This window comes from Pseudomonas sp. H3_E07 (assembly GCF_054668895.1).
In genome coordinates, this window is the sequence record NZ_CP162795.1 from 3,149,534 (window position 1) to 3,171,826 (window position 22,293).

The 22,293-nt window shown below is 61.7% G+C and carries 28 protein-coding genes; 10 read left to right on the plus strand and 18 right to left on the minus strand.

Annotated elements, in window-relative coordinates; translation table 11 throughout:
- Positions 1-30: 30 nt before the first annotated feature.
- Entirely contained in the window at positions 31-753 is a 723-nt protein-coding gene (gene mtgA, locus AB4O08_RS14290) for a monofunctional biosynthetic peptidoglycan transglycosylase (RefSeq protein WP_069672935.1), read from the minus strand.
- 74 nt (positions 754-827) lie between these two features.
- Between mtgA and AB4O08_RS14295 the strand changes: the two genes are divergently transcribed.
- From AB4O08_RS14295 to trmB, 4 genes are all read left to right on the plus strand, one after another.
- A complete protein-coding gene (locus tag AB4O08_RS14295) occupies positions 828-1,205 on the plus strand; it encodes a DUF423 domain-containing protein (protein WP_010207248.1) in 378 nt (125 codons plus the stop codon).
- A 71-nt stretch (positions 1,206-1,276) separates the two neighbouring features.
- Positions 1,277-1,477, plus strand: coding sequence for a sulfur carrier protein ThiS (thiS, locus tag AB4O08_RS14300; protein WP_010207247.1), 201 nt, complete (start codon positions 1,277-1,279; stop codon positions 1,475-1,477).
- Positions 1,478-1,529: 52 nt separating this feature from the next.
- Positions 1,530-2,324 (plus strand): thiazole synthase, encoded by a 795-nt coding sequence (locus AB4O08_RS14305; RefSeq protein ID WP_021492666.1) that lies wholly within the window; start codon positions 1,530-1,532, stop codon positions 2,322-2,324.
- Positions 2,325-2,333: 9 nt separating this feature from the next.
- Positions 2,334-3,059, plus strand: coding sequence for a tRNA (guanosine(46)-N7)-methyltransferase TrmB (gene trmB / locus AB4O08_RS14310; protein WP_010207243.1), 726 nt, complete (start codon positions 2,334-2,336; stop codon positions 3,057-3,059).
- 144 nt (positions 3,060-3,203) lie between these two features.
- On the opposite strand, the gene AB4O08_RS14315 is transcribed toward trmB, so the two are convergent.
- From AB4O08_RS14315 to AB4O08_RS14355, 9 genes are all read right to left on the minus strand, one after another.
- Entirely contained in the window at positions 3,204-3,527 is a 324-nt protein-coding gene (locus tag AB4O08_RS14315; RefSeq protein WP_010207241.1) for a DUF3392 domain-containing protein, read from the minus strand.
- A gap of 19 nt (positions 3,528-3,546) precedes the next feature.
- Positions 3,547-4,749: a radical SAM family heme chaperone HemW gene (gene hemW / locus AB4O08_RS14320; protein ID WP_010207240.1), complete on the minus strand. Its 1,203-nt coding sequence runs from the start codon at positions 4,747-4,749 to the stop codon at positions 3,547-3,549.
- Positions 4,746-5,342 carry an RdgB/HAM1 family non-canonical purine NTP pyrophosphatase gene (rdgB, locus tag AB4O08_RS14325; protein WP_021492667.1) on the minus strand — a complete coding sequence of 199 codons (597 nt, stop codon included), beginning with the start codon at positions 5,340-5,342 and terminating at the stop codon, positions 4,746-4,748. Before rdgB ends, hemW begins: the two co-directional genes overlap by 4 nt.
- Positions 5,339-5,773 (minus strand): DUF4426 domain-containing protein, encoded by a 435-nt coding sequence (locus AB4O08_RS14330; protein WP_010207238.1) that lies wholly within the window; start codon positions 5,771-5,773, stop codon positions 5,339-5,341. The genes rdgB and AB4O08_RS14330 overlap by 4 nt, the downstream gene beginning before the upstream one ends.
- A 21-nt stretch (positions 5,774-5,794) precedes the next feature.
- Positions 5,795-6,415: a methionine biosynthesis protein MetW gene (gene metW, locus AB4O08_RS14335; protein ID WP_010207236.1), complete on the minus strand. Its 621-nt coding sequence runs from the start codon at positions 6,413-6,415 to the stop codon at positions 5,795-5,797.
- A 7-nt stretch (positions 6,416-6,422) separates the two neighbouring features.
- The gene (gene metX, locus AB4O08_RS14340; protein WP_045791531.1) at positions 6,423-7,562 is read right to left on the minus strand and encodes a homoserine O-succinyltransferase MetX; all 1,140 of its coding nucleotides are present in this window, start codon (positions 7,560-7,562) and stop codon (positions 6,423-6,425) included.
- 207 nt (positions 7,563-7,769) lie between these two features.
- Positions 7,770-8,360 carry a YggT family protein gene (locus AB4O08_RS14345; RefSeq protein ID WP_010207234.1) on the minus strand — a complete coding sequence of 197 codons (591 nt, stop codon included), beginning with the start codon at positions 8,358-8,360 and terminating at the stop codon, positions 7,770-7,772.
- Between the two features lie 9 nt (positions 8,361-8,369).
- A complete protein-coding gene (proC, locus tag AB4O08_RS14350) occupies positions 8,370-9,188 on the minus strand; it encodes a pyrroline-5-carboxylate reductase (RefSeq protein WP_010207233.1) in 819 nt (272 codons plus the stop codon).
- Positions 9,189-9,222: 34 nt separating this feature from the next.
- On the minus strand, positions 9,223-9,909 hold the full coding sequence (locus AB4O08_RS14355; RefSeq protein WP_047542517.1) for a YggS family pyridoxal phosphate-dependent enzyme: 687 nt from the start codon (positions 9,907-9,909) through the stop codon (positions 9,223-9,225).
- 57 nt (positions 9,910-9,966) lie between these two features.
- Between AB4O08_RS14355 and AB4O08_RS14360 the strand changes: the two genes are divergently transcribed.
- Positions 9,967-11,001, plus strand: a complete 1,035-nt coding sequence (locus AB4O08_RS14360; protein WP_069672933.1) for a type IV pilus twitching motility protein PilT — start codon at positions 9,967-9,969, stop codon at positions 10,999-11,001.
- A 140-nt stretch (positions 11,002-11,141) separates the two neighbouring features.
- On the opposite strand, the gene AB4O08_RS14365 is transcribed toward AB4O08_RS14360, so the two are convergent.
- Entirely contained in the window at positions 11,142-11,780 is a 639-nt protein-coding gene (locus tag AB4O08_RS14365; RefSeq protein WP_021492670.1) for a C40 family peptidase, read from the minus strand.
- Between the two features lie 268 nt (positions 11,781-12,048).
- Here AB4O08_RS14365 and AB4O08_RS14370 point away from each other — a divergent pair, with 268 nt between their 5' ends.
- Positions 12,049-12,459 carry an NINE protein gene (locus AB4O08_RS14370; RefSeq protein ID WP_164673138.1) on the plus strand — a complete coding sequence of 137 codons (411 nt, stop codon included), beginning with the start codon at positions 12,049-12,051 and terminating at the stop codon, positions 12,457-12,459.
- Positions 12,460-12,608: 149 nt separating this feature from the next.
- Here the strand turns inward: AB4O08_RS14370 and AB4O08_RS14375 are convergent, their stop codons facing one another.
- The 7 genes from AB4O08_RS14375 to gshB all read right to left on the minus strand — a co-directional run bounded on the left by AB4O08_RS14375 (position 12,609) and on the right by gshB (position 18,504).
- Entirely contained in the window at positions 12,609-13,880 is a 1,272-nt protein-coding gene (locus AB4O08_RS14375; RefSeq protein ID WP_047542519.1) for a dihydroorotase, read from the minus strand.
- Positions 13,877-14,881, minus strand: coding sequence for an aspartate carbamoyltransferase catalytic subunit (locus AB4O08_RS14380; RefSeq protein ID WP_010207224.1), 1,005 nt, complete (start codon positions 14,879-14,881; stop codon positions 13,877-13,879). Before AB4O08_RS14380 ends, AB4O08_RS14375 begins: the two co-directional genes overlap by 4 nt.
- Before the next feature lie 24 nt (positions 14,882-14,905).
- Positions 14,906-15,412 (minus strand): bifunctional pyr operon transcriptional regulator/uracil phosphoribosyltransferase PyrR, encoded by a 507-nt coding sequence (gene pyrR, locus AB4O08_RS14385; protein ID WP_010207223.1) that lies wholly within the window; start codon positions 15,410-15,412, stop codon positions 14,906-14,908.
- A gap of 81 nt (positions 15,413-15,493) precedes the next feature.
- Complete coding sequence (ruvX, locus tag AB4O08_RS14390) at positions 15,494-15,931, minus strand: Holliday junction resolvase RuvX (RefSeq protein WP_003195067.1); 438 nt, start codon at positions 15,929-15,931, stop codon at positions 15,494-15,496.
- On the minus strand, positions 15,931-16,500 hold the full coding sequence (locus AB4O08_RS14395; RefSeq protein ID WP_010207221.1) for a YqgE/AlgH family protein: 570 nt from the start codon (positions 16,498-16,500) through the stop codon (positions 15,931-15,933). The genes ruvX and AB4O08_RS14395 overlap by 1 nt, the downstream gene beginning before the upstream one ends.
- Before the next feature lie 67 nt (positions 16,501-16,567).
- Complete coding sequence (locus AB4O08_RS14400; RefSeq protein ID WP_010207219.1) at positions 16,568-17,473, minus strand: energy transducer TonB; 906 nt, start codon at positions 17,471-17,473, stop codon at positions 16,568-16,570.
- A gap of 77 nt (positions 17,474-17,550) precedes the next feature.
- Complete coding sequence (gene gshB / locus AB4O08_RS14405) at positions 17,551-18,504, minus strand: glutathione synthase (protein WP_010207218.1); 954 nt, start codon at positions 18,502-18,504, stop codon at positions 17,551-17,553.
- A gap of 239 nt (positions 18,505-18,743) precedes the next feature.
- Here gshB and pilG point away from each other — a divergent pair, with 239 nt between their 5' ends.
- The 4 genes from pilG to AB4O08_RS14425 are packed head-to-tail and all read left to right on the plus strand — an operon-like array spanning position 18,744 to position 22,148.
- Positions 18,744-19,151, plus strand: coding sequence for a twitching motility response regulator PilG (gene pilG / locus AB4O08_RS14410; protein ID WP_010207217.1), 408 nt, complete (start codon positions 18,744-18,746; stop codon positions 19,149-19,151).
- Between the two features lie 46 nt (positions 19,152-19,197).
- Positions 19,198-19,563: a twitching motility response regulator PilH gene (pilH, locus tag AB4O08_RS14415; protein ID WP_010207216.1), complete on the plus strand. Its 366-nt coding sequence runs from the start codon at positions 19,198-19,200 to the stop codon at positions 19,561-19,563.
- A 12-nt stretch (positions 19,564-19,575) separates the two neighbouring features.
- Positions 19,576-20,100 carry a chemotaxis protein CheW gene (locus AB4O08_RS14420; protein ID WP_010207215.1) on the plus strand — a complete coding sequence of 175 codons (525 nt, stop codon included), beginning with the start codon at positions 19,576-19,578 and terminating at the stop codon, positions 20,098-20,100.
- Positions 20,097-22,148 carry a methyl-accepting chemotaxis protein gene (locus AB4O08_RS14425; RefSeq protein ID WP_010207214.1) on the plus strand — a complete coding sequence of 684 codons (2,052 nt, stop codon included), beginning with the start codon at positions 20,097-20,099 and terminating at the stop codon, positions 22,146-22,148. Before AB4O08_RS14420 ends, AB4O08_RS14425 begins: the two co-directional genes overlap by 4 nt.
- The last annotated feature ends 145 nt before the right edge of the window (positions 22,149-22,293 follow it).

The following is a 22,293-nucleotide window of genomic DNA, read 5'->3' on the forward strand; positions in this document are numbered from 1 at the left end:
AGCTGTCGAGCCCTGGCGAGAGAGGTTGGGTCAGTCGGACCAAGGGGCCTTGCGGGCGTTATTCAACTCAACCAGATATCCATCCCCACCCAACTGGCTCATCTGCTGCCGAATCCACGCCGCGCGCCTTGCCACATACGCCGTCGGATGACTGGCACTCCAGACCCGCGGGTTAGGCAATACGGCAGCCAGATAGCTGGCCTGCTGCCGTGAAAGACCCTTGGCGCTGACCCCAAAGTGATGCCGTGCAGCCGCTTCCGCACCAAACACCCCTTCATCCCATTCAACGCTGTTGAGGTAGACCTCAAGGATCCGTTGCTTGGGCCACAACACCTCGATCAACCCGGTAAACCAGGCTTCCAGCCCTTTGCGCAGATAACTGCGGCCGGCCCACAGGAACAGGTTCTTCGACACCTGCTGGCTCAACGTACTGGCGCCGCGGATCGAGCCACCGCGCTCGTTGTGCAGGATGGCCGCCTGGATCGCGCCGAAATCAAAACCCCAATGCTGCGGGAAACGCTGGTCTTCACCGGCCATCACCGCCACTTTGAGGTCATCGGAGATCTCATCCCACGGCACCCAGCTGCGCTGCAGGTCAATGGGCTCGCCGTCGAACCAGGATTCGACCTTGCGCTCTACCATCAGCGCGGTGAAGGGCGGCGGGACGACACGAAACAGCAGCACCAGCAGCACACTGCCGATGGCAAACCATTTCACGACGTTGAGAAAGCGTTTGAAAAGGAGACGCAGCATAGAGATGGCTTGGCCGAACCCGTTGAGCGGGCCATTATACAGACCCGGCCCTTTGAGTCTGACTGGAGTTCCTCATGTTGCGTGGCTTTCTGATGTTGGCTGCCTTTTTCGGCTTCACGGGTGTCGCTCTCGGCGCGTTCGCCGCCCATGGCCTGAAAAACCGCCTGAGCGCCGAGTACCTGGCGATCTTCCACACCGGCGTGACCTACCAGTTGGTGCACACCCTGGCATTGTTCGGCGTGGCGTTGCTGGCGGCACATATTCCTGGCCGATTGGTCAGCTGGGCAGGCATCTCGTTTACCCTTGGCATCCTGCTGTTCTCCGGCAGCCTGTACGTGCTGACCCTGACCGGAATCAGCAAACTCGGGATCATCACCCCGTTTGGCGGGCTGGCCTTCCTGCTGGGCTGGTTTTTCCTCGGTTTGGCAGCGTGGCGTCTACAGGCCGCCTGACCAAGGGGCTTGGGCCAGCAACCCCAATCGGGCTAGAATGCGGGCCCCTTAAAACGATGGCGGCCCGTGGCATGCGCATTCAGTTGAACGGCGAATCCTTTGAACTGCCCGACGGCGAAACCGTTGCGGCCCTGCTGACCCGCCTGGACCTGACCGGGCGTCGCGTCGCAGTGGAACTCAACCTGGATATCGTCCCGCGTAGCCTGCACGCCGACACTGCGCTCACCGAGGGTGACCAGGTCGAAGTGGTCCACGCCATCGGCGGCGGCTAATCGCGCAGCTTCCTGAATTCTGCAGAACCTCACCCCATTTCGAGGATTTCCCATGAGCATCGTTCGTAGCGACAAGCCTTTCGTCCTGGCCGGTCGTACCTACCAGTCCCGTCTGCTGGTCGGCACCGGCAAGTACCGCGACATGGAAGAAACCCGTCTGGCCATCGAAGCCTCGGGCGCCGAGATCGTGACCTTCGCCGTGCGCCGCACCAACCTCGGCCAGATCGAAGGCGAGCCAAACCTGCTCGAAGTGCTGTCGCCGGATCGCTACACCTTTTTGCCGAACACCGCCGGTTGCTACGACGCCATCGAAGCCGTGCGCACCTGTCGCCTGGCCCGAGAGCTGCTCGACGGCCACAACCTGGTGAAGCTGGAAGTGCTGGCCGACCAGAAAACCCTGTTCCCCAACGTCATCGAAACCCTCAAGGCCGCTGAAACCCTGGTCAAGGAAGGTTTCGACGTGATGGTCTACACCAGCGATGACCCCATCATCGCGCGCCAGTTGGCGGAAATCGGCTGCATTGCCGTGATGCCGCTGGCCGGTCTGATCGGCTCGGGCCTGGGTATCTGCAATCCCTACAACCTGCAGATCATCCTCGAAGAAGCCAAGATCCCGGTGCTGGTGGATGCGGGCGTGGGCACGGCCTCCGACGCAACCATCGCCATGGAACTGGGCTGCGACGCGGTGCTGATGAACTCCGCCATCGCCCATGCCCAGCAACCGGTCATGATGGCCGAAGCCATGAATCACGCCATCGTCGCGGGCCGCCTGGCCTACCTCGCCGGTCGCATGCCGAAAAAACTCTACGCCAGCGCCTCCTCGCCGCTGGATGGTCTGATCAAGTAAGAGCCATTGATGACTGAATCAAACGAAACGCCGAACACCCTGGAAACCGGTGACGAGTCCAAGCACCGCCGCATCAAGAGTTTTGTGATGCGTGCTGGTCGCATGACCGAAGGCCAGCAAAAAGGCCTGGAGCAAGGTGCGCCGCTGTACGTGTTGCCCCTGGCCGACGCGCCGGTGGACTACGATCAGGTGTTCGGCCGTTCGGCCCCGCGTTCCCTGGAAATCGGCTTCGGCATGGGCCACTCCCTGCTGGAAATGGCCGCCGCTGCGCCGGACCAGGACTTCATTGGTGTGGAAGTGCACCGTCCAGGTGTTGGCGCGCTGCTCAACGGCGTGCTGACCCAAGGCCTGACTAACTTGCGGGTCTACGACTGCGACGCGATCGAAGTGCTCAACCGCTGCATCGCCGACAACAGCCTCGACCGCCTGATGCTGTTCTTCCCCGACCCATGGCACAAAGCCCGTCACCACAAGCGCCGTATCGTCCAGGCCTCCTTCGCGGAGCTGGTACGCAGCAAGCTCAAGGTCGGCGGCATTCTGCACATGGCCACCGACTGGGAACCCTACGCGGAATACATGCTGGAAGTGATGAACGTCGCCCCTGGCTACCGCAACATCGCCGAAGACGGCAAATGCGTGCCACGCCCGGCTGAGCGCCCGATCACCAAGTTCGAACGCCGCGGCGAGCGGTTGGGGCATGGGGTGTGGGATCTGAAATTCGAAAAGGTTGACTGACAGGCCACTCGCTTGGAATGCAGTCAACAATGTGGGAGCGGGCTTGCTCGCGAATGCGGTGTGTCAGTCACTGAAAATGTCGACTGATCCACCGTATTCGCGAGCAAGCCCGCTCTCACATTTGCTTCTGTGTTGTAGCGGAGGTCAGCGGCGGTCAGCGACTACGCCAATCAACACCAGCACCACCACCAACACCGGCGCCAGGCTGTAGTTATTGAACTGGCTCAACCCCCGCACAATCCACGGCGTGGCGTAGATCAGCGCCGCGCCGCTGCCGATCATGCACAGCAACGCCATTAACGGGACGCGCAATGCGCCTGCGACGCTGCCCAAACGCGCTTCCACCCAACCCTTGATATCGGCGCCAAACAGCACCAGCAGGCAGCCCACAAGGGCCAGGGAGATTTCCGACAGGTTGCTACGGCTCCAGCGGGATACGGTGGCGAGCAGGTCGAGTACCAAATCCATTCGATTTCCTTAAGAGCGATCAGCTCAAAAACTTCTGCAACAGGTCATTGAGAAAGAGTTGCCCACGGTCGGTCGCCGCCAGGCGTGACGGTTCGACCTGCATTAAGCCACTTTGTTCTGCCTCGCGACGGCCTTCATCCAGGCTGGCCAGCTCCAGGCCGGTACGCTCGGCGTAGAGCTTGGCCTCGACGCCGTCGGTGAGGCGCAAGGCGTTCATCAGGAATTCGAACGGCAGTTCTTCGTTGGTCAGTTCTTTCGCGCCGGCCTGGAAGCTTTTGGCCGGGTTGAGGTAGTCCTTCGGTGCTCGGGTCTTCCAGGTGCGCACGATGCGCCCGTCGGGGTGGCTAAGCTTGCCGTGGGCACCGGCGCCGATGCCGATAAAGTCGCCGAAGCTCCAGTAATTCAGGTTGTGCCGCGCCGGGCGACCCGGTTGTGCGTAGGCCGACACTTCATATTGCGCGTAACCGTGTTCGGCGAGCAGCGCCTGGCCGGCCTCCTGGATGTCCCACAATGTGTCGTCTTCCGGCAGCGCAGGCGGCTGGTTCCAGAATACGGTGTTGGGCTCCAGGGTCAGTTGATACCAGGACAGGTGCGTCGGCCTCAGCGCGACTGCCTGGCGCAGGTCGCTCAGGGCGTCGTCCAGGGACTGATCGGGCAAACCGTGCATCAGGTCCAGGTTGAAGTTGTCGAATCCGGCCTGACGCGCCATGCCGGCGGCGCGCACGGCTTCGTCGCCATTGTGGATGCGGCCGAGGGCCTGGAGTTTTTCCTGCTGGAAGCTCTGGATGCCAATGGACAGGCGGTTGATCCCCAGCGTGCGATAGGCCACGAACTTTTCTTGCTCGAACGTCCCTGGGTTGGCTTCCAGGGTGATTTCGATATCACTGGCAAACGGGATACGCGCTTGCACACCCTTGAGCAGGCGGCCCAATGCGGCGGCGCTGAACAGGCTTGGCGTACCGCCGCCAAAGAAGATCGAACTCAGCTCGCGACCGTACACGGCGTGCAGGTCCTGATCGAGGTCGGCCAGCAGTGCGTCCACATACTCTTCTTCCGGCAGCACTTTACTGGCGGTGTGGGAGTTGAAGTCGCAATAAGGGCATTTGCGCACGCACCACGGAATGTGGATATACAGCGACAGGGGCGGCAGTACCGGCAAGGCCGCCCGAGGTGTTTGCGCGCCGCCGTGGATCAGCGGCTGCGCAGAGGTGTTCTGGGTCATTTCAGGCTCAGGCGTTGGCGCAGCAAATCCATTGCGCGAGCACGGTGGCTGATCTGGTTCTTGTCGGCCGGGCTCAGTTCGGCGCTGGAGACATTGCGCTCCGGCACCCAGAACAGCGGGTCATAACCAAAACCCTGTTCACCGCTGGCCGCATGCAGGATGCGCCCGTGCCACAGGCCTTCGCACAGGATAGGCAGCGGGTCATCGGCGTGGCGCACCAAAGCCAGCACACAGACGAACTGCGCGCCACGCTCGGCGTCCGGCACGTCCTTGAGCGCATCCAGCAATTTGGCGTTGTTGGCGGCGTCGCCCTTGCCGTCGGCATAACGCGCCGAGTAGATGCCAGGGGCGCCGCCGAGGAAGTCCACCGCCAGGCCCGAGTCATCCGCCAGCGCCGGCAGGCCGGAAATGCGTGCAGCGTTGCGTGCCTTGAGGATGGCGTTCTCGACGAAGGACAAGCCGGTCTCTTCCGGCTCCACCTGGCTGAATTCGCCAATGGAGCGCAGTTGCACGGCGTCGCCGAGCATCGCCTGCAGCTCTTTGAGTTTGCCGGCGTTATGGCTGGCCAGTACGAGTTGAGTAAGGTTCATCATTCGGCCGGGAACAGTTCTTGGTTGAATTGGAAGCTATGGGCTTTGCCGCCGGTTTCAACGTTGATGGTAAACGTCTTGTATTCCCGCTGGGTCACGGAGTAGGGCGCGAGATAGTTGACGCCGCCTTTTTCGTTGATTTGCTTGAAGGTAAGGATCTCGCTCTTGCCGCCCAGGTCCTTGATGGTGCCTGTGACCTGCGCGGCCACCGGGGTCACGCCCTTGATCACGGTCACGTTGATCAAGCCCTTTTCCTTGCTGCGTACCACGCCCACAGCCTGGGCGGTTTCCGGTTGCAGGAAGCTGGAGGTGAAGGTGTTGTAGTGCACGGTGATATCACCGAAGTCTTTCTTGCGGTTAGCGTCTATAGCGTCCGCGGCCATGGCGCTGGCGCCCAGGCAGGCGGTCAATAGAAAAATAGCCAAACGACTCATGAGCGTCCCTCTTGAAGATGATTAGACGGCAATCTTGTGGTCGGTCAGGCCAGGACTGCTGACCCGGTAAATACCAATTTCACCCAACAAGTTGGGCCATAGCTTACTCGCCCAGCCGTGGCGGTGCTGTTGATCGACGGCAAGGCGGTTGATCACCTTGGCTTCACGCTCGCCACACAAGGCTTCGAAGTCTTCGAAGGTGCAGAAGTGGATGTTCGGCGTGTTGTACCAGGTGTAGGGCAGGAAATCCGACACCGGCATGCGGCCCTTGGTGGCCAGGTACCAGCGGCAGCGCCAGTGGCCGAAGTTGGGGAAGGTGATGATGCACTGGCGGCCGACGCGCAGCATTTCGTCGAGGATCCGGTCCGGATAGTGCACCGCCTGCAGGGCCTGGGTCATCACCACGATGTCGAAGCTGTTGCTGGCAAAGTTGCCGAGGCCCTTGTCCAGGTCCTGCTCGATTACGTTGATGCCCTTGGCCACGCACTGGGCGATGTTGTCCGGGTCGTTTTCCAGGCCGTAGCCGGTGACTTGCTTGTTGTCGCGCAGCCAGCTCAGCAGTTCGCCATCGCCGCAGCCCAGGTCGAGCACGCGGCTGCCGGCGGGGATCCATTCTTGGATGATTTCCAGGTCGGCTCTCATGGCGTTCTCACACAGTAATCCGGTTCATGTAATTGCCGAACGCCTGCAAATAACGCGGGATCGGAATCAGGAAGGCGTCGTGGCCTTGCGGCGCATTGATTTCCAGGTAGCAGACGTCCTTGCGCGCGGCCATCAGCGCATCCACCAGCTCGCGGGAGCGGGCCGGCGAGAAGCGCCAGTCGGTGGTGAACGACATCACGCAGAACTTGGCGGTGGCGCCTTCGAAGGTTTTCGCCAGGTCGTCATCAAAGTTGGCCGCCGGGTCGAAGTAGTCCAACGCCTTGGTCATCAGCAGGTAGGTGTTGGCGTCGAAACGCCCGGAGAACTCCTCGCCCTGATAACGCAGGTAGCTTTCCACTTGGAACTCGACGCTGTGGAAGTCGTAGTTGAGCTTCTCGCTCTTGAGGCCACGGCCGAATTTCTCGCCCATGGAGTCATCGGACAGGTAGGTGATATGCCCGACCATCCGCGCCAGCATCAGGCCGCGCTTGGGAATCACACCGGCTTCCTGGAACGAACCGCCGTGGAACTCCGGGTCGGTCAGGATCGCCTGGCGCGCCACTTCGTTGAAGGCGATGTTCTGCGCCGACAACTTGGGGGCCGAGGCGATGGCCAGGCAATGGCGCACGCGATCCGGGTAGGTGATGGTCCATTGCAGCGCCTGCATGCCGCCCAGGCTGCCACCGATCACGGCGGCCCACTGGTTGATGCCGAGCAGGTCGGCGAGGCGGGCCTGGCTGTGCACCCAGTCTTCCACGGTCAGTACCGGGAAATCGGCGCCGAACGGCTTGCCGGTTTCCGGATTGATACTGCTAGGGCCGGTGGAACCGTTGCAGCCGCCGAGGTTGTTCAGGCTGACCACGAAGAACTTGTTGGTGTCGATGGGCTTGCCGGGGCCGATGCAACTGTCCCACCAGCCGGGCTTGCGCTCGTCGACCGAATGGAAACCGGCGGCGTGATGATGGCCGGACAAGGCGTGGCAGATCAGCACGGCGTTGCTCGCCGTGGCGTTCAGTTGGCCGTAGGTTTCATAGATCAAGTCATAGGCAGGCAGCGCACGCCCGCAGGCCAGGGCCAGCGGTTCGCTGAAGTGCGCCACTTGGGGCACGACCAGTCCAACAGAATCGGGGGGGAAGGCAGTTGGCATCGACCCTGCTCTCGTTTAAATGAGGCGTAAGTCTAAAGACCGCTGCACCCAGCGGCAAGCAAAGGCCGGCCAGGATTGAATTCAATATGCAGATACAAAATGTGGGAGCTGGCTTGCCTGTGATAGCGGCGTGCCAGTCAGCCAATCCGTTGACTGATACATCGCTGTCGCAGGCAAGCCAGCTCCCACACGTTATCGCGCCGATCGTTAGATCAGCAGTCGCAGGATTTCTGGCATTCCGGTCATGGCCGCCAGGTTGTTGATTACCAGCATGTCCAGCAATTTGAGCACCATGAACGCCAGGATCGGCGAAATATCCAGGCCGCCCAGGTTCGGCAGCAGGCGGCGGAATGGCGCCAGGGCCGGTTCGCAGATCTGGTTCACCAGCTCGGCGCCAGGGTTGTGGCTGCCCGGTGCGACCCAGGACAGGATCACGCTGATGATCAGGGCGAAGAAGAAGATCTTCAGGAACAGCGCGGTCACGCCGATGATGGCCCAGACCAGCAACTGGAGGAAATTACCGGTGGTGCCGTAGGTCAGCAACAGGGTCAGCGCCATCAAGGCCAGCTGTACCAGGATCGCCAGGACCAGCGACGACATGTCCAGGCCGAACAGGCTCGGGATCACCCGGCGCAACGGCTTGAGCAGCGGCTGGGTGGCCTTCACGATGAACTGGCAGAGCGGGTTGTAGAAGTTCGCACGCACCAGTTGCAGCACGAAGCGCAACAGCACGATCAACAGGTACAGGCTGCCGAGGGTTTGCAGCACGTAGACGGCCGCGGTGTTCAAACCAATCATGTTGGCTCCTTATTTGCCCAGTTGTTCGGCGAGTTCCGCCGAGCGGTGCGCAGCGGCACCCAATGCTTTTTCCACCAGGGCTTCAAAGCCCCCGGCCTGGAACGACTCGATGGCCGCCTGTGTGGTGCCGCCAGGCGAGGTTACGCGACGGCGCAACTCGGCGGCGTCCACATCGCTGGCAACCGCCATATGCGCGGCGCCCAGGGCAGTCTGCTCGGCCAGTTGCTCGGCAACGTCCTTGGACAGGCCCAGCTTCACGCCGGCGGCGGTCATGGCCTCGATCAGCAGGAAGAAGTACGCCGGGCCGCTGCCGGACACGGCGGTGACCGCATCCAGTTGCTGTTCCTGCTCCAGCCACAGGGCGATGCCCACGGCGGACAACAACTCGTGCGCCTGGTCACGTTGTTCGGCGGTCACCTCGGCGGTGGCGTACAGCCCGCTCACGCCTTGGCTGACCAGTGCCGGGGTGTTAGGCATGCAGCGCACGATCGGCTGGGCACCGAGCCAGGTGTTCATGCTGGCGCAGGTGATGCCGGCGGCGATGGACACCACCAGCTGGTGCGGCTGCAGGCTCGGACGCAGGCTCTCGCACACGGCTTTCATGGCCTGCGGCTTCACGGCCAGTACGATGACATCGACGCCCTGGATGGCCTCGGCGTTGTCGGCAAAGGTTTCAATGCCGTGCTCGGTGTTGACGCGGGCGCGGGTGTCGGCGCCTGGGTCGCTGGCGCGGATCTGCGCGGCGTCCAGGCCCTTGGCCCGCAGGCCACCGATCAGGCTGGCCGCCATGTTACCGGCGCCGATAAAGGCAATACGCGTGTTGCTCATGACAGGTCCTTACTCAGAGGGAAGTCAGCCATGTTCATGGCTGGCCGTAGTCGCGGGCGCCAAACAGGGCGGTACCGATCCGCACCCAGGTGGCGCCTTGGGCGATGGCCGACTCAAGGTCGTGGCTCATTCCCATGGAAAGTGTGTCCAGCGGCAGGTTCAGGCTGTTTTGCAGGTCGCGTACCGCGGCGAACGCTGCGTCTTGCGCGGTCCGATCTTCAGTCGGCTCAGGAATCGCCATCAAGCCACGCAGCTTCAGGCGCGGCAGGGCACTGATTGCATGGGCCAGGGCCGGCAGGTCGGCGGGCGTACAGCCGGACTTGCTGGCTTCGCCGCTGACATTGACCTGGATGCAGATATTCAGCGGTGGCAGGTCGGCCGGGCGTTGTTCGGACAAACGTTGAGCGATTTTCAGGCGATCCACGGAATGCACCCAAGCGAAGTTCTCGGCGATAGCGCGCGTCTTGTTCGATTGAATGGGGCCGATGAAGTGCCAACTCAAGGGCAGGTCAGTTAATTCGGCCTGTTTGCCCAGCGCTTCCTGCAGGTAGTTCTCGCCAAAGTCGTGCATCCCGGCGGCATAGGCTTCGCGCACGGCTTGCGCGGGTTTGGTCTTGCTCACGGCCAGCAGGTGGATGCTGCTTGCGTCACGTTGCACGGCGTCGGCTGCGGCGCGGATGCGCTGGCTAACCTGGCCGATGTTGTCTGCTATCGTCGACATTCAAGATGCGCCCGTGGATATGGAGTCCGCGGCATTCTACTGGAAATGGAAAGCCCTATGGATATCACTGAACTACTCACGGCCAGCGTGCGCCGTGGCGCCTCCGACCTGCATTTGTCCGCTGGCCTGGCGCCGATGCTGCGGGTTGATGGCGAGGTCTGGCCGCTGGAGGGGCCGGTGCTTTCACCTACGCAAGTAGCGGACTTATTGAGCCCTTTGCTCAATCAGCATCAACAAAAGGATTTCGAAACATCTCTTGAAACGGATTTTGCGTTCGAGTTGCCCGACGTGGCGCGTTTCCGGGCCAATGTGTTCCGGCAGGATCGCGGGCTGAGCGCGGTGTTTCGTACCATACCGTCCGAAGTCCGGAGCTTGGAAAGCCTTGGTCTCGGTGAAGTATTCCAGCGTATCGCCCAACTGCCCCGGGGCCTCGTGTTGGTCACCGGCCCGACCGGTTCAGGCAAGTCCACCACCCTGGCGGCGATGATTGATTTTCTCAATCAGCATCGGCGCCATCACATCCTCACCCTTGAAGACCCCATCGAATTTATTCACACGCCGAAAATGGCGTTGATCAACCAACGCCAGGTGCATCGCGACACCCATGGCTTTTCGGTTGCCCTGCGCTCGGCCCTGAGGGAAGACCCGGACGTGATCCTGGTGGGCGAACTGCGTGACTTGGAGACCATCCGCCTGGCGCTGACGGCGGCCGAGACCGGGCACCTGGTATTTGGCACCCTGCACACCAGTTCGGCCGCAAAGACCGTAGACCGGCTGGTGGATGTGTTCCCGGCCGGGGAAAAGGTCATGGTCCGCTCGATGTTGTCGGAGTCGTTGCAAGCGGTGGTGTCCCAGGTGCTGGTGAAGAAGATCGGCGGCGGGCGGGTGGCGGCTCACGAGATCATGCTGGGCACGCCGGCCATTCGGAATTTGATCCGCGAGGACAAGGTGGCGCAGATGGTCTCAGCGATCCAGACGGGTGGGGCGTTGGGGATGAAGACGTTGGATATGAGCTTGAAGGTGCTGGTCGGGGAGGGGCTGGTCAGCCGGGAAGACGCGCGGGAGAAGGCGAGGGTACCGACAGACATATGAGGTCTTTAGAACGATGTAAATCAAATGTGGGAGCGGGCTTGCTCGCGAAAGCGTTAGATCAGTCGATTAATCTGTTGACTGACACTCCGCTTTCGCGAGCAAGCCCGCTCCCACATTGGGTACTGCATTTCAGCCTGAAATCAGCGCTGAACGATCCGCAGGTTATTCTGCTCTTTCGGCAGCACCCGCTTGGCAATCACGTAGTTCTTGTTCCAGAACGGCTTCTTCAGCGTGTCGATGCTGACCGATTTGCCACGGCGGGGTGCGTGGATGAAACGATCATTGCCCAGATAAATGGCAACGTGGTTCACCTGGCGGCTCTTGAGTTTGAAGAACAGCAGGTCACCTGGTTTCAAGTCCTTGCGATCAACCTTCTGCCCGTGGCCAGCGGCCATGGCATTGGAAGTACGCGGCAGGTCCACGGCGGCTACGTCGTTGAACGCGTATTTCACCAAGCCGCTGCAGTCGAACCCTTTACTTGGGCTGCTGCCGCCCCAACGATAAGGAGTACCGAGCACGTTGACGGCGCGGCTGAGGACGGTGCTGCTCTGCTTGGTGTTGACGCCGACCAGGCCTGGAACTGCTTTGCCGTTATGGGCCTTGCTCACTTGAGTCGGGCGGTTCACGGTCAGCTTTACCGATTTGGCGGTGCTTGGCGTGCTGTGGACTTTAGGGGTGAAACCGTTAACGTTAGGAAGTCGTTGCTCACGATTGGTGGCGTGGGCGGCCAGTGGCATTAATAGGCAAATGGTTAGCCATGTCTTGAAAAATGGTCGCATTAGGCGTGGCTCTTATGGGTTTGCGCGCAACTTTATAACAGCTTTTTGTGTCGTTCTCAGGCCGTTTGTCGACTGAACCTTGACGTCAAAATCAGGAAAAACGCGACGATTCGCCGCAATTGTCCTACACAAGTCAGGTGGCATAAGGCTTTCAGGGCAGGGAAGATACCATTTGCCGTACGTCGGGCGCCTGTAAAAAAGTCACAAAGAAAGTGAAAAAATTTATCTATCGAAGCAAAAGAGGTACGCGATGAACACCTATCAGCAGATTGGTCCGCAGCAAGATACCCACAGTAAGGTGATCGGCTACCTGCTGTGGATTTTCGGTTTTACCGGGGCGCATCGCTTCTATTACGGCAAGCCGGTGACCGGCACGATCTGGTTTTTCACCTTGGGCTTGCTGGGTATCGGCTGGCTGATCGACCTGTTCCTGATCCCGGCCATGGACCGTGAAGCGGACCTGCGCTTTACCGCCGGACCCATCGAATACAACGTGGCCTGGATCCTGTTGGCGTTTCTAGGCGTGTTTGGCGTGCACCGCATGTACCAGGGCAAATGGATCACCGGCCTGATCTACCTGCTGACCGGCGGTTTGTTCCTGGTGGGAGTGCTGTATGACTTCTGGACGTTGAATACGCAGATTTCGATCCGCAATGCCGAGCGCAACGCCGGACGGTAAGTCTGCACACAATCAAATGTGGGAGCTGGCTTGTGTAGGAGCTGGCTTGCCTGCGATAGCATCACCTCGGTCTTTGAGCCAAACCGAGGTGATGCTATCGCAGGCAAGCCAGCTCCTACATGGGCCGTGCCCACATTGGATGTGTTCTATCAGGCCTGGTAGCTGATCCGCCCATCCACCAAGGTGTAACGCACCGTCGCCGGCAGGCTATGCCCGATGAACGGGCAGTTCTCACCCTTGGACAGCCACTGTTCCCCGGCAATCGTCGAGCTGGCCGGATCAAACAGCACCAGATCCGCCGCCGAACCCACCGCCAACTTACCGGCCGGCAGGCGCAAGGCCTCGGCCGGGCCGGCGCTCAGGCGCGCCAGCAGTGTCGGCAAGTCCAGCAGTCCATCTTCCACTAACGTCATCGCCAGTGGCAGCAACAGTTCGACACTGCTGATGCCAGGCTCTGTCGCGCCAAACGGTGCCAGCTTGGCATCTCGCTCATGGGGCTGGTGATGGCTGGAAATCGCCGAGACCACACCGGACTTGACCGCCGCCCGCAAACCTTCACGGTCGGCCAGGGTGCGCAGCGGCGGTTGCACGTGGTACAGGCTGGAGAAATCGATCAGCGCCTCATCCGTCAAAATCAGCTGATACAGCGCCACATCCGCTGTGACCGGCAAACCACGGGCCTGGGCCTGGGCGATCAGGGCGACGCCGCGAGCGCTGGTCAATTGACTGAAGTGCGCGCGCACACCGCTTTGCTCCACCAGCAGCAGGTCACGGGCCAGGGCCACGGTCTCGGCGGTTTCCGGAATGCCCGGCAGGCCGAGGAAGCTGGCCACGGCGCCTTCATGGGCCAGGCCGCCTTCGGCCAGGTCGCGGTCCTGGGAATGGAAGATCACCGTCAGGTCGAAGGTCGCTGCGTATTCCAGGGCGCGTAACAGCGTGCGGGTGCTGCGAAAGCTTTCCAGGCCATTGCCGAAGGCCACGCAACCGGCGTCACGCAGGGCGATCAGTTCAGCGAGTTGTTCGCCTTCCAGGCCTTTGCTCAGGGCGCCGATGGGGAACACCTTGCAATTGCCGGCTTCGCGGGCGCGGTCGAGGATCAGCTCGGTCACGGCTGAGGTGTCGAGAACCGGTCTGGTGTGCGGCGGGCAGCACAGGCTGGTCACGCCGCCGGCTGCCGCGGCGCGGGTTTCGCTGGTGATGTTGCCCTTGCGGCTGTAGCCCGGCTCGCGCAGGGCAACGTTCAGGTCGACCAGCCCAGGCGCGGCCACCAAGCCGTTGGCGTCAATGGTTTCAGTCGCGCTGAAACCCGCGGGGGCGGCGCCGATGGCGATGAGCTTGCCGGCTTCCAGATGCAGATCGGTGACGTGATCCAGGCCGCTGGCCGGATCGATGACGCGGGCGCCGAGGATGCTGAGCTTCACTGGGCGTTCTCCTGCTCGAATTGACGTTGCGCGGTTTGCCCGCTCATGGCCATGGACAGCACGGCCATGCGGACGGCGATGCCGTAGGTGACTTGGTTCAAGATCACCGATTGAGGGCCGTCGGCCACTGCCGACTCAATCTCCACCCCACGGTTGATCGGGCCCGGGTGCATCACGATGGCATCCGGCTTGGCGCCGGCCAGGCGCGCGGTGGTCAGGCCGAACAGGCGGTAAAACTCGCCTTCGCTCGGCAACAGGCCACCGGCCATGCGCTCGCGCTGCAGGCGCAGCATGATCACCACGTCCACATCCTTGAGGCCTTCGGCCATGTCGGTGTAGACCTTCACACCGTACTGCTCGATGCCGATCGGCAGCAGGGTTTTGGGTGCGATCACGCGGATATCCGGGCAACCCAGGGCCTTGAGGGCCAGCATGTTCGAGCGCGCAACCCGCGAGTGCAGGATGTCGCCGACGATGGCCACCGAGAGGTTTTCAAAGCTGCCCTTGTGCCGACGGATGGTCAGCATGTCGAGCATGCCCTGGGTCGGGTGAGCGTGACGGCCATCGCCGCCGTTGATGATCGCCACCTGCGGGCACACGTGTTCGGCAATGAAGTGCGCGGCACCGGAATCGCCGTGGCGGACCACGAACATGTCGGCGGCCATGGCTTCCAGATTGCGCAGGGTGTCGAGCAGGGTTTCGCCCTTGCTCGCCGACGAGGTGGACACGTTCAGCGTGATCACGTCGGCCGACAGCCGCTGGGCCGCCAGTTCAAACGTGGTGCGGGTGCGCGTGGAGTTCTCGAAGAACACATTGCAGATGGTCTTGCCGCGTAGCAGCGGGACCTTCTTCACCGCGCGGCCACCGACTTCGAGAAACGAGTCGGCGGTGTCGAGGATTTCGGTGAGCAGTTCGCGGGGCAAACCGTCGAGGGACAAGAAGTGTTGCAACTGGCCCTGAGCATTGAGCTGCAGCGGGCGCTTGGCATCTAGAGGCGTCATCGCGGGGACTCTTTACAAGGCGGTTTAAAGGGCGAGGTCTTGCAGTTCGAGTTCGAGCGGCGTGGGACCGGACAATTTTACCCGCTGGTGGGCTTGCAGCGACAGTGTGGCGCCGACCACATCCGGGCTGATCGGCAGTTCGCCGGCATCCAGGTCCAGCAGGCACACCAGGGTCACGCTGGCCGGGCGGCCGTAGTCGAACAGTTCGTTCATGGCGGCGCGGATCGTGCGGCCGCTCATCAGCACGTCGTCGATCAGCACCAGATGCTGGCCCTCGATCTCGAACGGCAGGGCCGACGGGCGCACTTGCGGGTGCAGGCCGTTCTGGCTGAAATCGTCACGGTAAAAGGATACATCGAGGGTGCCGAGGGGCGAGTCGCTGCCCAGTGCTTCCAGCAGCGCCTGGGCCACCCACACACCGCCGGTGCGAATGCCGATGAAGCGCGGTTCGCTGATAGAGCGGTGTTGCAGATGGGCCGTGAGGCTAGTGGCCATCTGGCTGATCAGTTCGGCGGGGTTCGGCAGGCTCATGGTGGCTCCTTCAAGGCCTTGCGCGGCGGGGGCCTGCAAGGTCCGGGCTCAAACGTAAAAAGACGCGGCAAGCCGCGTCAGTCAGGATTCAAATAAAGCAGTGTTTTCATCCAACCATCCCTGCAACAACAGGGCGGCGGCGATGGCGTCCACGGGATTGTCGCGGTAGCTGCCTTTCTGTCCGCCACGGTCACGGCGCTCGCCTTTGGCTTCAAAGGTGGTGAGGCGTTCGTCATGGGTATAGAAGGGCAGGTTGTAGCGGCCATTGAGGCGGCGGGCGAACTTTTCGGCGCGCAGGCACATGTCGCTGGGGGTGCCGTCCATGTTCAACGGCAGCCCGACCACGACCGCATCGGGTTTCCACTCTTTAATGAGGGCCTCGACCTGGTTCCAGTCCGGCACGCCGTTCTGGGCTTTCAAGGTGCACAGCTCGCGGGCCTGGCCGGTGATCACCTGGCCGACCGCGACGCCGATCTGTTTGGTGCCGTAGTCAAAGCCGAGGATCAGACGTAAAGCCATCAGGCGTGCCCCGCCTGGCTGGTCAACAAACTGAGGTTGACCCGCAGCTTGGCGGCAGCCGCTTCCAGGCGCAGTTCGCTGGGGGTGTTGAACAGGATTTCCGCGTCGAAGGGGCACGTCAGCCAGGCATTGCTGGCCAGCTCGGCTTCCAATTGGCCGGCTTCCCAGCCTGCGTATCCGAGGGTGATCACACTTTGCTCGGGGCCTACACCGTCCGCGATGGCGAATAACACGTCCTGGGAGGTGGACAGCGACACACCGTCCAGATCGACCGTGGCCTGGAACTTCGGCCCCGTCGGGTGCAGCACAAAACCACGATCGGTCTGCACTGGCCCGCCGATGTAGATCGGCACACCCTGGCAACGGGCCGGTGTGTCGACTTCCGGGCGCAGTTGTTCAAGGATGTCCGCCAGGTTCAGCTCCTGCGGGCGGTTGACCACCAGCCCCATGGCACCATTGGCCGTGTGCTCGACGATGTAGGTCAAGGTCTGCGCAAAGTTCGGGTCGGCCATATGGGGCATGGCGATCAGGAATTGATGCTTGAGGTAGGTCGGGCTGACGTTTTTCATGTTCGATAGTGTGGCGGTGGAGGGGCGAACTGACAAGCTGGTGATGGGCCGCAGGTGGCAATTGTCATCAATTGCTCGACAACCGATCGCCCTTGGCGAACTTCCAAGTGCGGATAATTTCCAGGCGGTCGACGTCGTTCAAATCGCCGCTGAACGGCGCGAAGGGCGCGGCCAGGCGCACGATGCGCTGGGCGGCCTGGTCCAGCAGCGGTTGGCCGGACGATTCCAGCACCTGCACTTCATATAACGTGCCGTCGCGGTTGATTGAAACCAATAGACGCAAATTGCCGTAAATCTGCTGACGCCGGGCTTCTTCCGGGTAGTTGAGGTTGCCGATGCGCTCGACCTTCTTGCGCCATTCGTCCTTATACCAGGCGCCTTTGTCGCGCATGGTCGAGGCCGCGTTCAACCGGTAGATGCGCGGGCGCTTGGCGTACAGCTGTTGTTCATTGGCCAGTTCGGCTTCGAGGCTGGAGATCTCGTCGGACAACGTCGAGCTGTCGAATGTCGGTGCCGGCTTTACGGGCTCGGGCGTGGGTTCGGTCTTGGTCTTTTCGCGCTGGGTCGGGGCTTTCTGCGGCTTGGGCGCGACGGTGGTCACCGCAGCCTTGGGCGCGGCCTGCTTGACCTCCGGCTTGGGCACCGGCGGCGGGGTGACTTTATTCACCTTGTTGTCCTGGAACGGTGCGACCTCGGTGGTCTTGGGTACCGCCTTTTTATCGAGGGTGCCGCTGCCCTGCTGGTTGTCTTGGGCGAGGAAATCAGCTTTCTCGGGCTTTTTTTCGCTCTTGAACGTGGCGAGGGTGATTTCCAGGGTTTTGCTGATCTGTTTGGGCTCGACCATGGTGAAACCCACGCCGAGGATCAGGGCCAGATGAATCAACGCTGCCAGAAACAGGGTAAAACCGAGCCGATCAGCCGGGCGCACGCCGCTGTGGGAGAGTTCGGGGGGCAGCTCGGACGGGAGTGTCATGACAAAAAAACCAACATCGCGCGTTTCACAGGTGGGGCATGATAGCGCAATGTTGGTGCGTGTCCGGCTGTTCTATATCACTTGGCTTGCAGCTTGCGCTCAATGGCGGCCATCAGCATTTCGCCGATGTTGGTGCCAAACGCATTGTCGATCTCGCGGATGCAGGTCGGGCTGGTGACGTTGATTTCAGTCAGGTGCTCACCGATCACGTCCAGGCCGACAAACAGCAAGCCCTTTTCACGCAAGGTCGGGCCGACCTGGGCTGCAATCCAACGGTCCTTGTCCGACAGAGGGCGTGCTTCACCACGACCACCGGCCGCCAGGTTGCCGCGGGTCTCGCCGGCCGCCGGGATGCGCGCCAGGCAGTAATCCACCGGCTCGCCGTCGATCATCAGGATGCGCTTGTCGCCGTCCTTGATCGCCGGCAGGTAGGCCTGCCCCATGATCTGCTGGGTGCCCAGGGCGGTCAGGGTCTCCAGGATCACTGACAGGTTCGGGTCGCCCGCGCGGTGACGGAAGATCGAGGTGCCACCCATGCCGTCCAGCGGCTTGAGGATCACATCGCCATGTTTGGCGGCGAACTCACGCAGCACGTCGGCGCGGCGGCTGACCACGGTCGGCGGCGTGCATTGTGGGAACAGGGTGGCGAACAGCTTTTCATTGCAGTCGCGCAGGCTCTGCGGCTTGTTGACGATCAGCACCCCGGCGCGCTCCGCCTGCTCCAGCAAGTAGGTGGAGTAGACGAATTCCATGTCGAACGGCGGGTCCTTGCGCATCAGGATCACGTCCAGATCGCTCAGCGGGCTGTCGATTTCATCCGCAAGCTCGAACCACTTCTGCGGGTTGGCAAACACCTGCAGCGGGCGCATGCGTGCACGGGCCTCGCCGTCGCCCTGGTAAAGATCGCGCTGTTCCATATAGAACAGGGTCCAGCCGCGGGCCTGGGCGGCCAGGAGCATGGCCAGCGAGCTGTCCTTTTTATAGGAAATGCTGGCGATAGGGTCCATGACAATGCCGACGCGAACGCTCATGGGGGATTTCCTCTAGCAAATTAGGGCGCATAAAAGTGGCGTCAGAGTGGCGCTGTGGCTGTTGTGGGTCAAGGAAAAACCACCTGGCCGGTTGCTCGATAGATTGCGTCCGGAGACTGTGCTAAAAAGACTGCCACGGCGCAGCAGCCCTTGAATTCCAAGGCTTGTGGCGCTCATCCTGTGCAACATCAGGCAGTACACACCGAAAACCGATTCGCTGTGGCGATGGCAGAGCAGATATGGAACAGCATTCCAACGCCTTGAGAGTGATGGTGATCGACGATTCGAAGACGATCCGCCGCACCGCTGAAACTTTGTTGAAGAATGTGGGATGCGATGTCATCACGGCCATCGACGGTTTCGATGCCCTGGCCCGGATTGTCGATCATCACCCGCACATTATTTTTGTCGACATCATGATGCCGCGCCTGGATGGCTATCAGACCTGCGCACTGGTGAAGAACAACCCGGCGTTCAAGTCGATCCCGGTGATCATGTTGTCCTCCAAGGACGGCCTGTTCGACAAGGCCAAGGGGCGCATTGTCGGTGTCGATCAGTTTTTGACCAAGCCTTTCAGCAAGGACGAACTGCTGGGTGCGATCAAGGCCTACGTGCCGGGGTTCGCCGCAGTAGAACAAGCACACTGACGCCGCCTCACAAGGGCCGGCGTCCACCTATGTAGTGGGGAAAACCATGGCACGTGTTCTGATCGTCGACGACTCGCCGACCGAAATGTACAAACTGACGGGCATGCTGGAAAAGCATGGTCATCAAGTCCTCAAGGCCGAAAACGGCGCGGATGGCGTGGCCCTGGCCCGCCTGGAACTGCCCGACGCCGTATTGATGGACATCGTGATGCCTGGCCTGAATGGCTTCCAGGCCACCCGCCAGCTGTCCAAGGAGCCGGAAACCAACGGCATCCCGATCATCATCATCACCACCAAGGACCAGGAAACCGACAAGATCTGGGGCGCGCGCCAGGGCGCCAAGGATTACCTGACCAAGCCGGTGGACGAAGAAACCCTGATCGCCACCCTGAACAAGGTATTGGCCGGCTGACGGTCCGCCATCATGACCGAGTCGCAAACCGCCTTCGAGCTGCTGTTGGGCATCGACCAACGTTGCCGTCTGCTGGCGGCTGACCTGCCGTCCCAGGAAACCCGCCTGCAACGCTGGAGCGGGATCGGCTTTCGCCTGGGCCAGCATTGGTATGTTGCGCCCATGGGCGAAGTCGCCGAAGTCCTGCATGAACCGCGTTGCACGCTGATGCCCGGGGTCAAGGCCTGGGTCAAGGGCGTGGCCAACCTGCGTGGGCGCTTGCTGCCGGTAATGGACCTGGGCGGCTTTCTCGGCCTTGAGCTGTCCAAGGCGGGCAAACAGCGGCGGGTGTTGGTGGTGGAATATAACGACCTGTTTGTGGGGCTGCTGGTGGACGAGGTGATGGGGATGCAGCATTTCGCACAAGACGCATGGCTGGCCAACGACGCCCCCGCCGCTCCGTTTATCCAGGGCCGGTTCGATGGCGACCCGCTGTGGCAGGTCTTCAGCCCCTTCGCTCTGGCCCAGGCCCCTGGCTTCATGGATGTTGCCGCATGACCACCGCTACCACGCCAAAACCCCAGGCCGGCTCGCGCAGTCGCTCGCAGATCGTCGTGCTATTCATTGCACTGATCGTGTTCATCATGTTGCTGTTCGCCAATTTCGCCTACCTCAACACCCAGTCCACCTATGACAAGCAGTACATTGGCCACGCCGGTGAGTTGCGCGTGCTGTCCCAGCGCATTGCCAAGAACGCCACCGAAGCCGCCGCCGGCAAGGCGGCTGCGTTCAAGTTGCTGGGGGAGGCGCGCAACGACTTCGCCCAGCGCTGGGGTTACCTGAAAAAAGGTGATCCGCAAACCGGCCTGCCTGCCGCACCCAGCGCCGTACGCGCCGAGATGCGCGCGGTACAGACCGACTGGGAAGCGCTGCTGAAGAACACCGATGCGATCCTCGCCAGTGAGCAGACCGTGCTGTCGTTGCATCAGGTGGCGGCGACCCTTGCCGAAACCGTGCCGCAACTGCAGATGGAGTCGGAAAAGGTCGTTGACATCCTCCTGCAGCGTGGCGCGCCGGCCAGCCAAGTAGCGTTGGCCCAGCGCCAATCACTGCTGGCCGAACGCATCCTTGGCGCGGTGAACACCGTGCTGGCCGGCGACGAAACCGCCGTGCAGGCCGCCGACGCCTTTGGCCGTGATGCCAACCGCTTTGGCCAGGTGCTCAGCGGCATGCTCCAGGGCAACCCCGGCCTGCGCATCACCCAGGTCGAAGACCGCGACGCCCGCGCACGCCTGACGGAAATCGCCGAGCTGTTCGAGTTTGTCTCCGGCTCCGTGGATGAAATCCTCGAAACCTCGCCGCAGTTGTTCCAGGTGCGAGCCTCGGCGAGCAATATCTTCAACCTGTCGCAAACGCTGCTTGAGGAAGCCTCGCACCTGGCCACCGGGTTTGAAAACCTCGCCAGCGGGCGCAGCTTCGACACCATCGGCGGCTATGTGCTGGGCCTTCTGGCGCTGACCTCGATCATCCTGATCGGCCTGGTGATGGTGCGCGAGACCAACCGCCAATTGCACGAAACTGCCGAGAAGAACGAACGCAACCAGAACGCGATCATGCGTCTGTTGGATGAAATCGAAGACCTGGCCGACGGCGACCTCACGGTGACCGCCTCGGTGACCGAAGACTTCACCGGCACCATCGCCGACTCCATCAACTATTCCGTCGACCAACTGCGCGACCTGGTCGCCACCATCAACCTGACCGCCGGGCAAGTCGCTGGTGCGGTGCAGGACACCCAGGCCACCGCCATGCACCTGGCCCAGGCGTCGGAGCATCAGGCCCAGCAGATCGCTGAAGCTTCCACCGCAATCAACCAGATGGCCCAGTCCATCGATCAGGTTTCGGCCAACGCCGCCGAGTCCTCGGCGGTAGCGGAGCGCTCGGTGGAAATCGCCAACAAGGGCAACGAGGTGGTGCACAACACCATCCACGGCATGGACAACATTCGCGAGCAGATCCAGGACACCGCCAAGCGCATCAAACGCTTGGGCGAGTCGTCCCAGGAGATTGGCGACATCGTCAGCCTGATCGACGACATTGCCGACCAGACCAACATCCTCGCCCTCAACGCCGCGATCCAGGCGAGCATGGCGGGGGATGCCGGGCGCGGTTTTGCGGTGGTCGCCGATGAAGTGCAGCGCCTGGCCGAGCGCTCATCGGCGGCCACCCGGCAGATCGAAACCCTGGTACGGGCGATCCAGGCCGACACCAACGAAGCGGTTATTTCCATGGAGCAGACCACTACCGAGGTGGTGCGCGGTGCGCGGCTGGCCCAGGACGCCGGGGTGGCGCTGGAAGAGATCGAAGGCGTGTCGAAAACCCTGGCGGCGCTGATCCAGAGCATCTCCAACGCGGCGCAGCAACAGACCTCGTCGGCGGGGCAGATTTCCCTGACGATGAATGTGATCCAGCAGATCACCACCCAGACCTCGTCGGGCTCCACGGCGACGGCTGAAAGCATTGGCAACCTGGCGAAAATGGCTAGCCAGTTGCGCCGGTCGGTGTCGGGGTTCACCCTCCCGCCGCCCAAGCAGGTCAATGATTGAAATGCTATCTGAAGAACACCACAGTCCAACTGTGGGAGCTGGCTTGCCTGCGATAGCGGTCTGTCAGATACAGATGTGTTGCTGACCCACCGCTATCGCAGGCAAGCCAGCTCCCACATTTGATCTCCACCAGTCGGGAGATCTT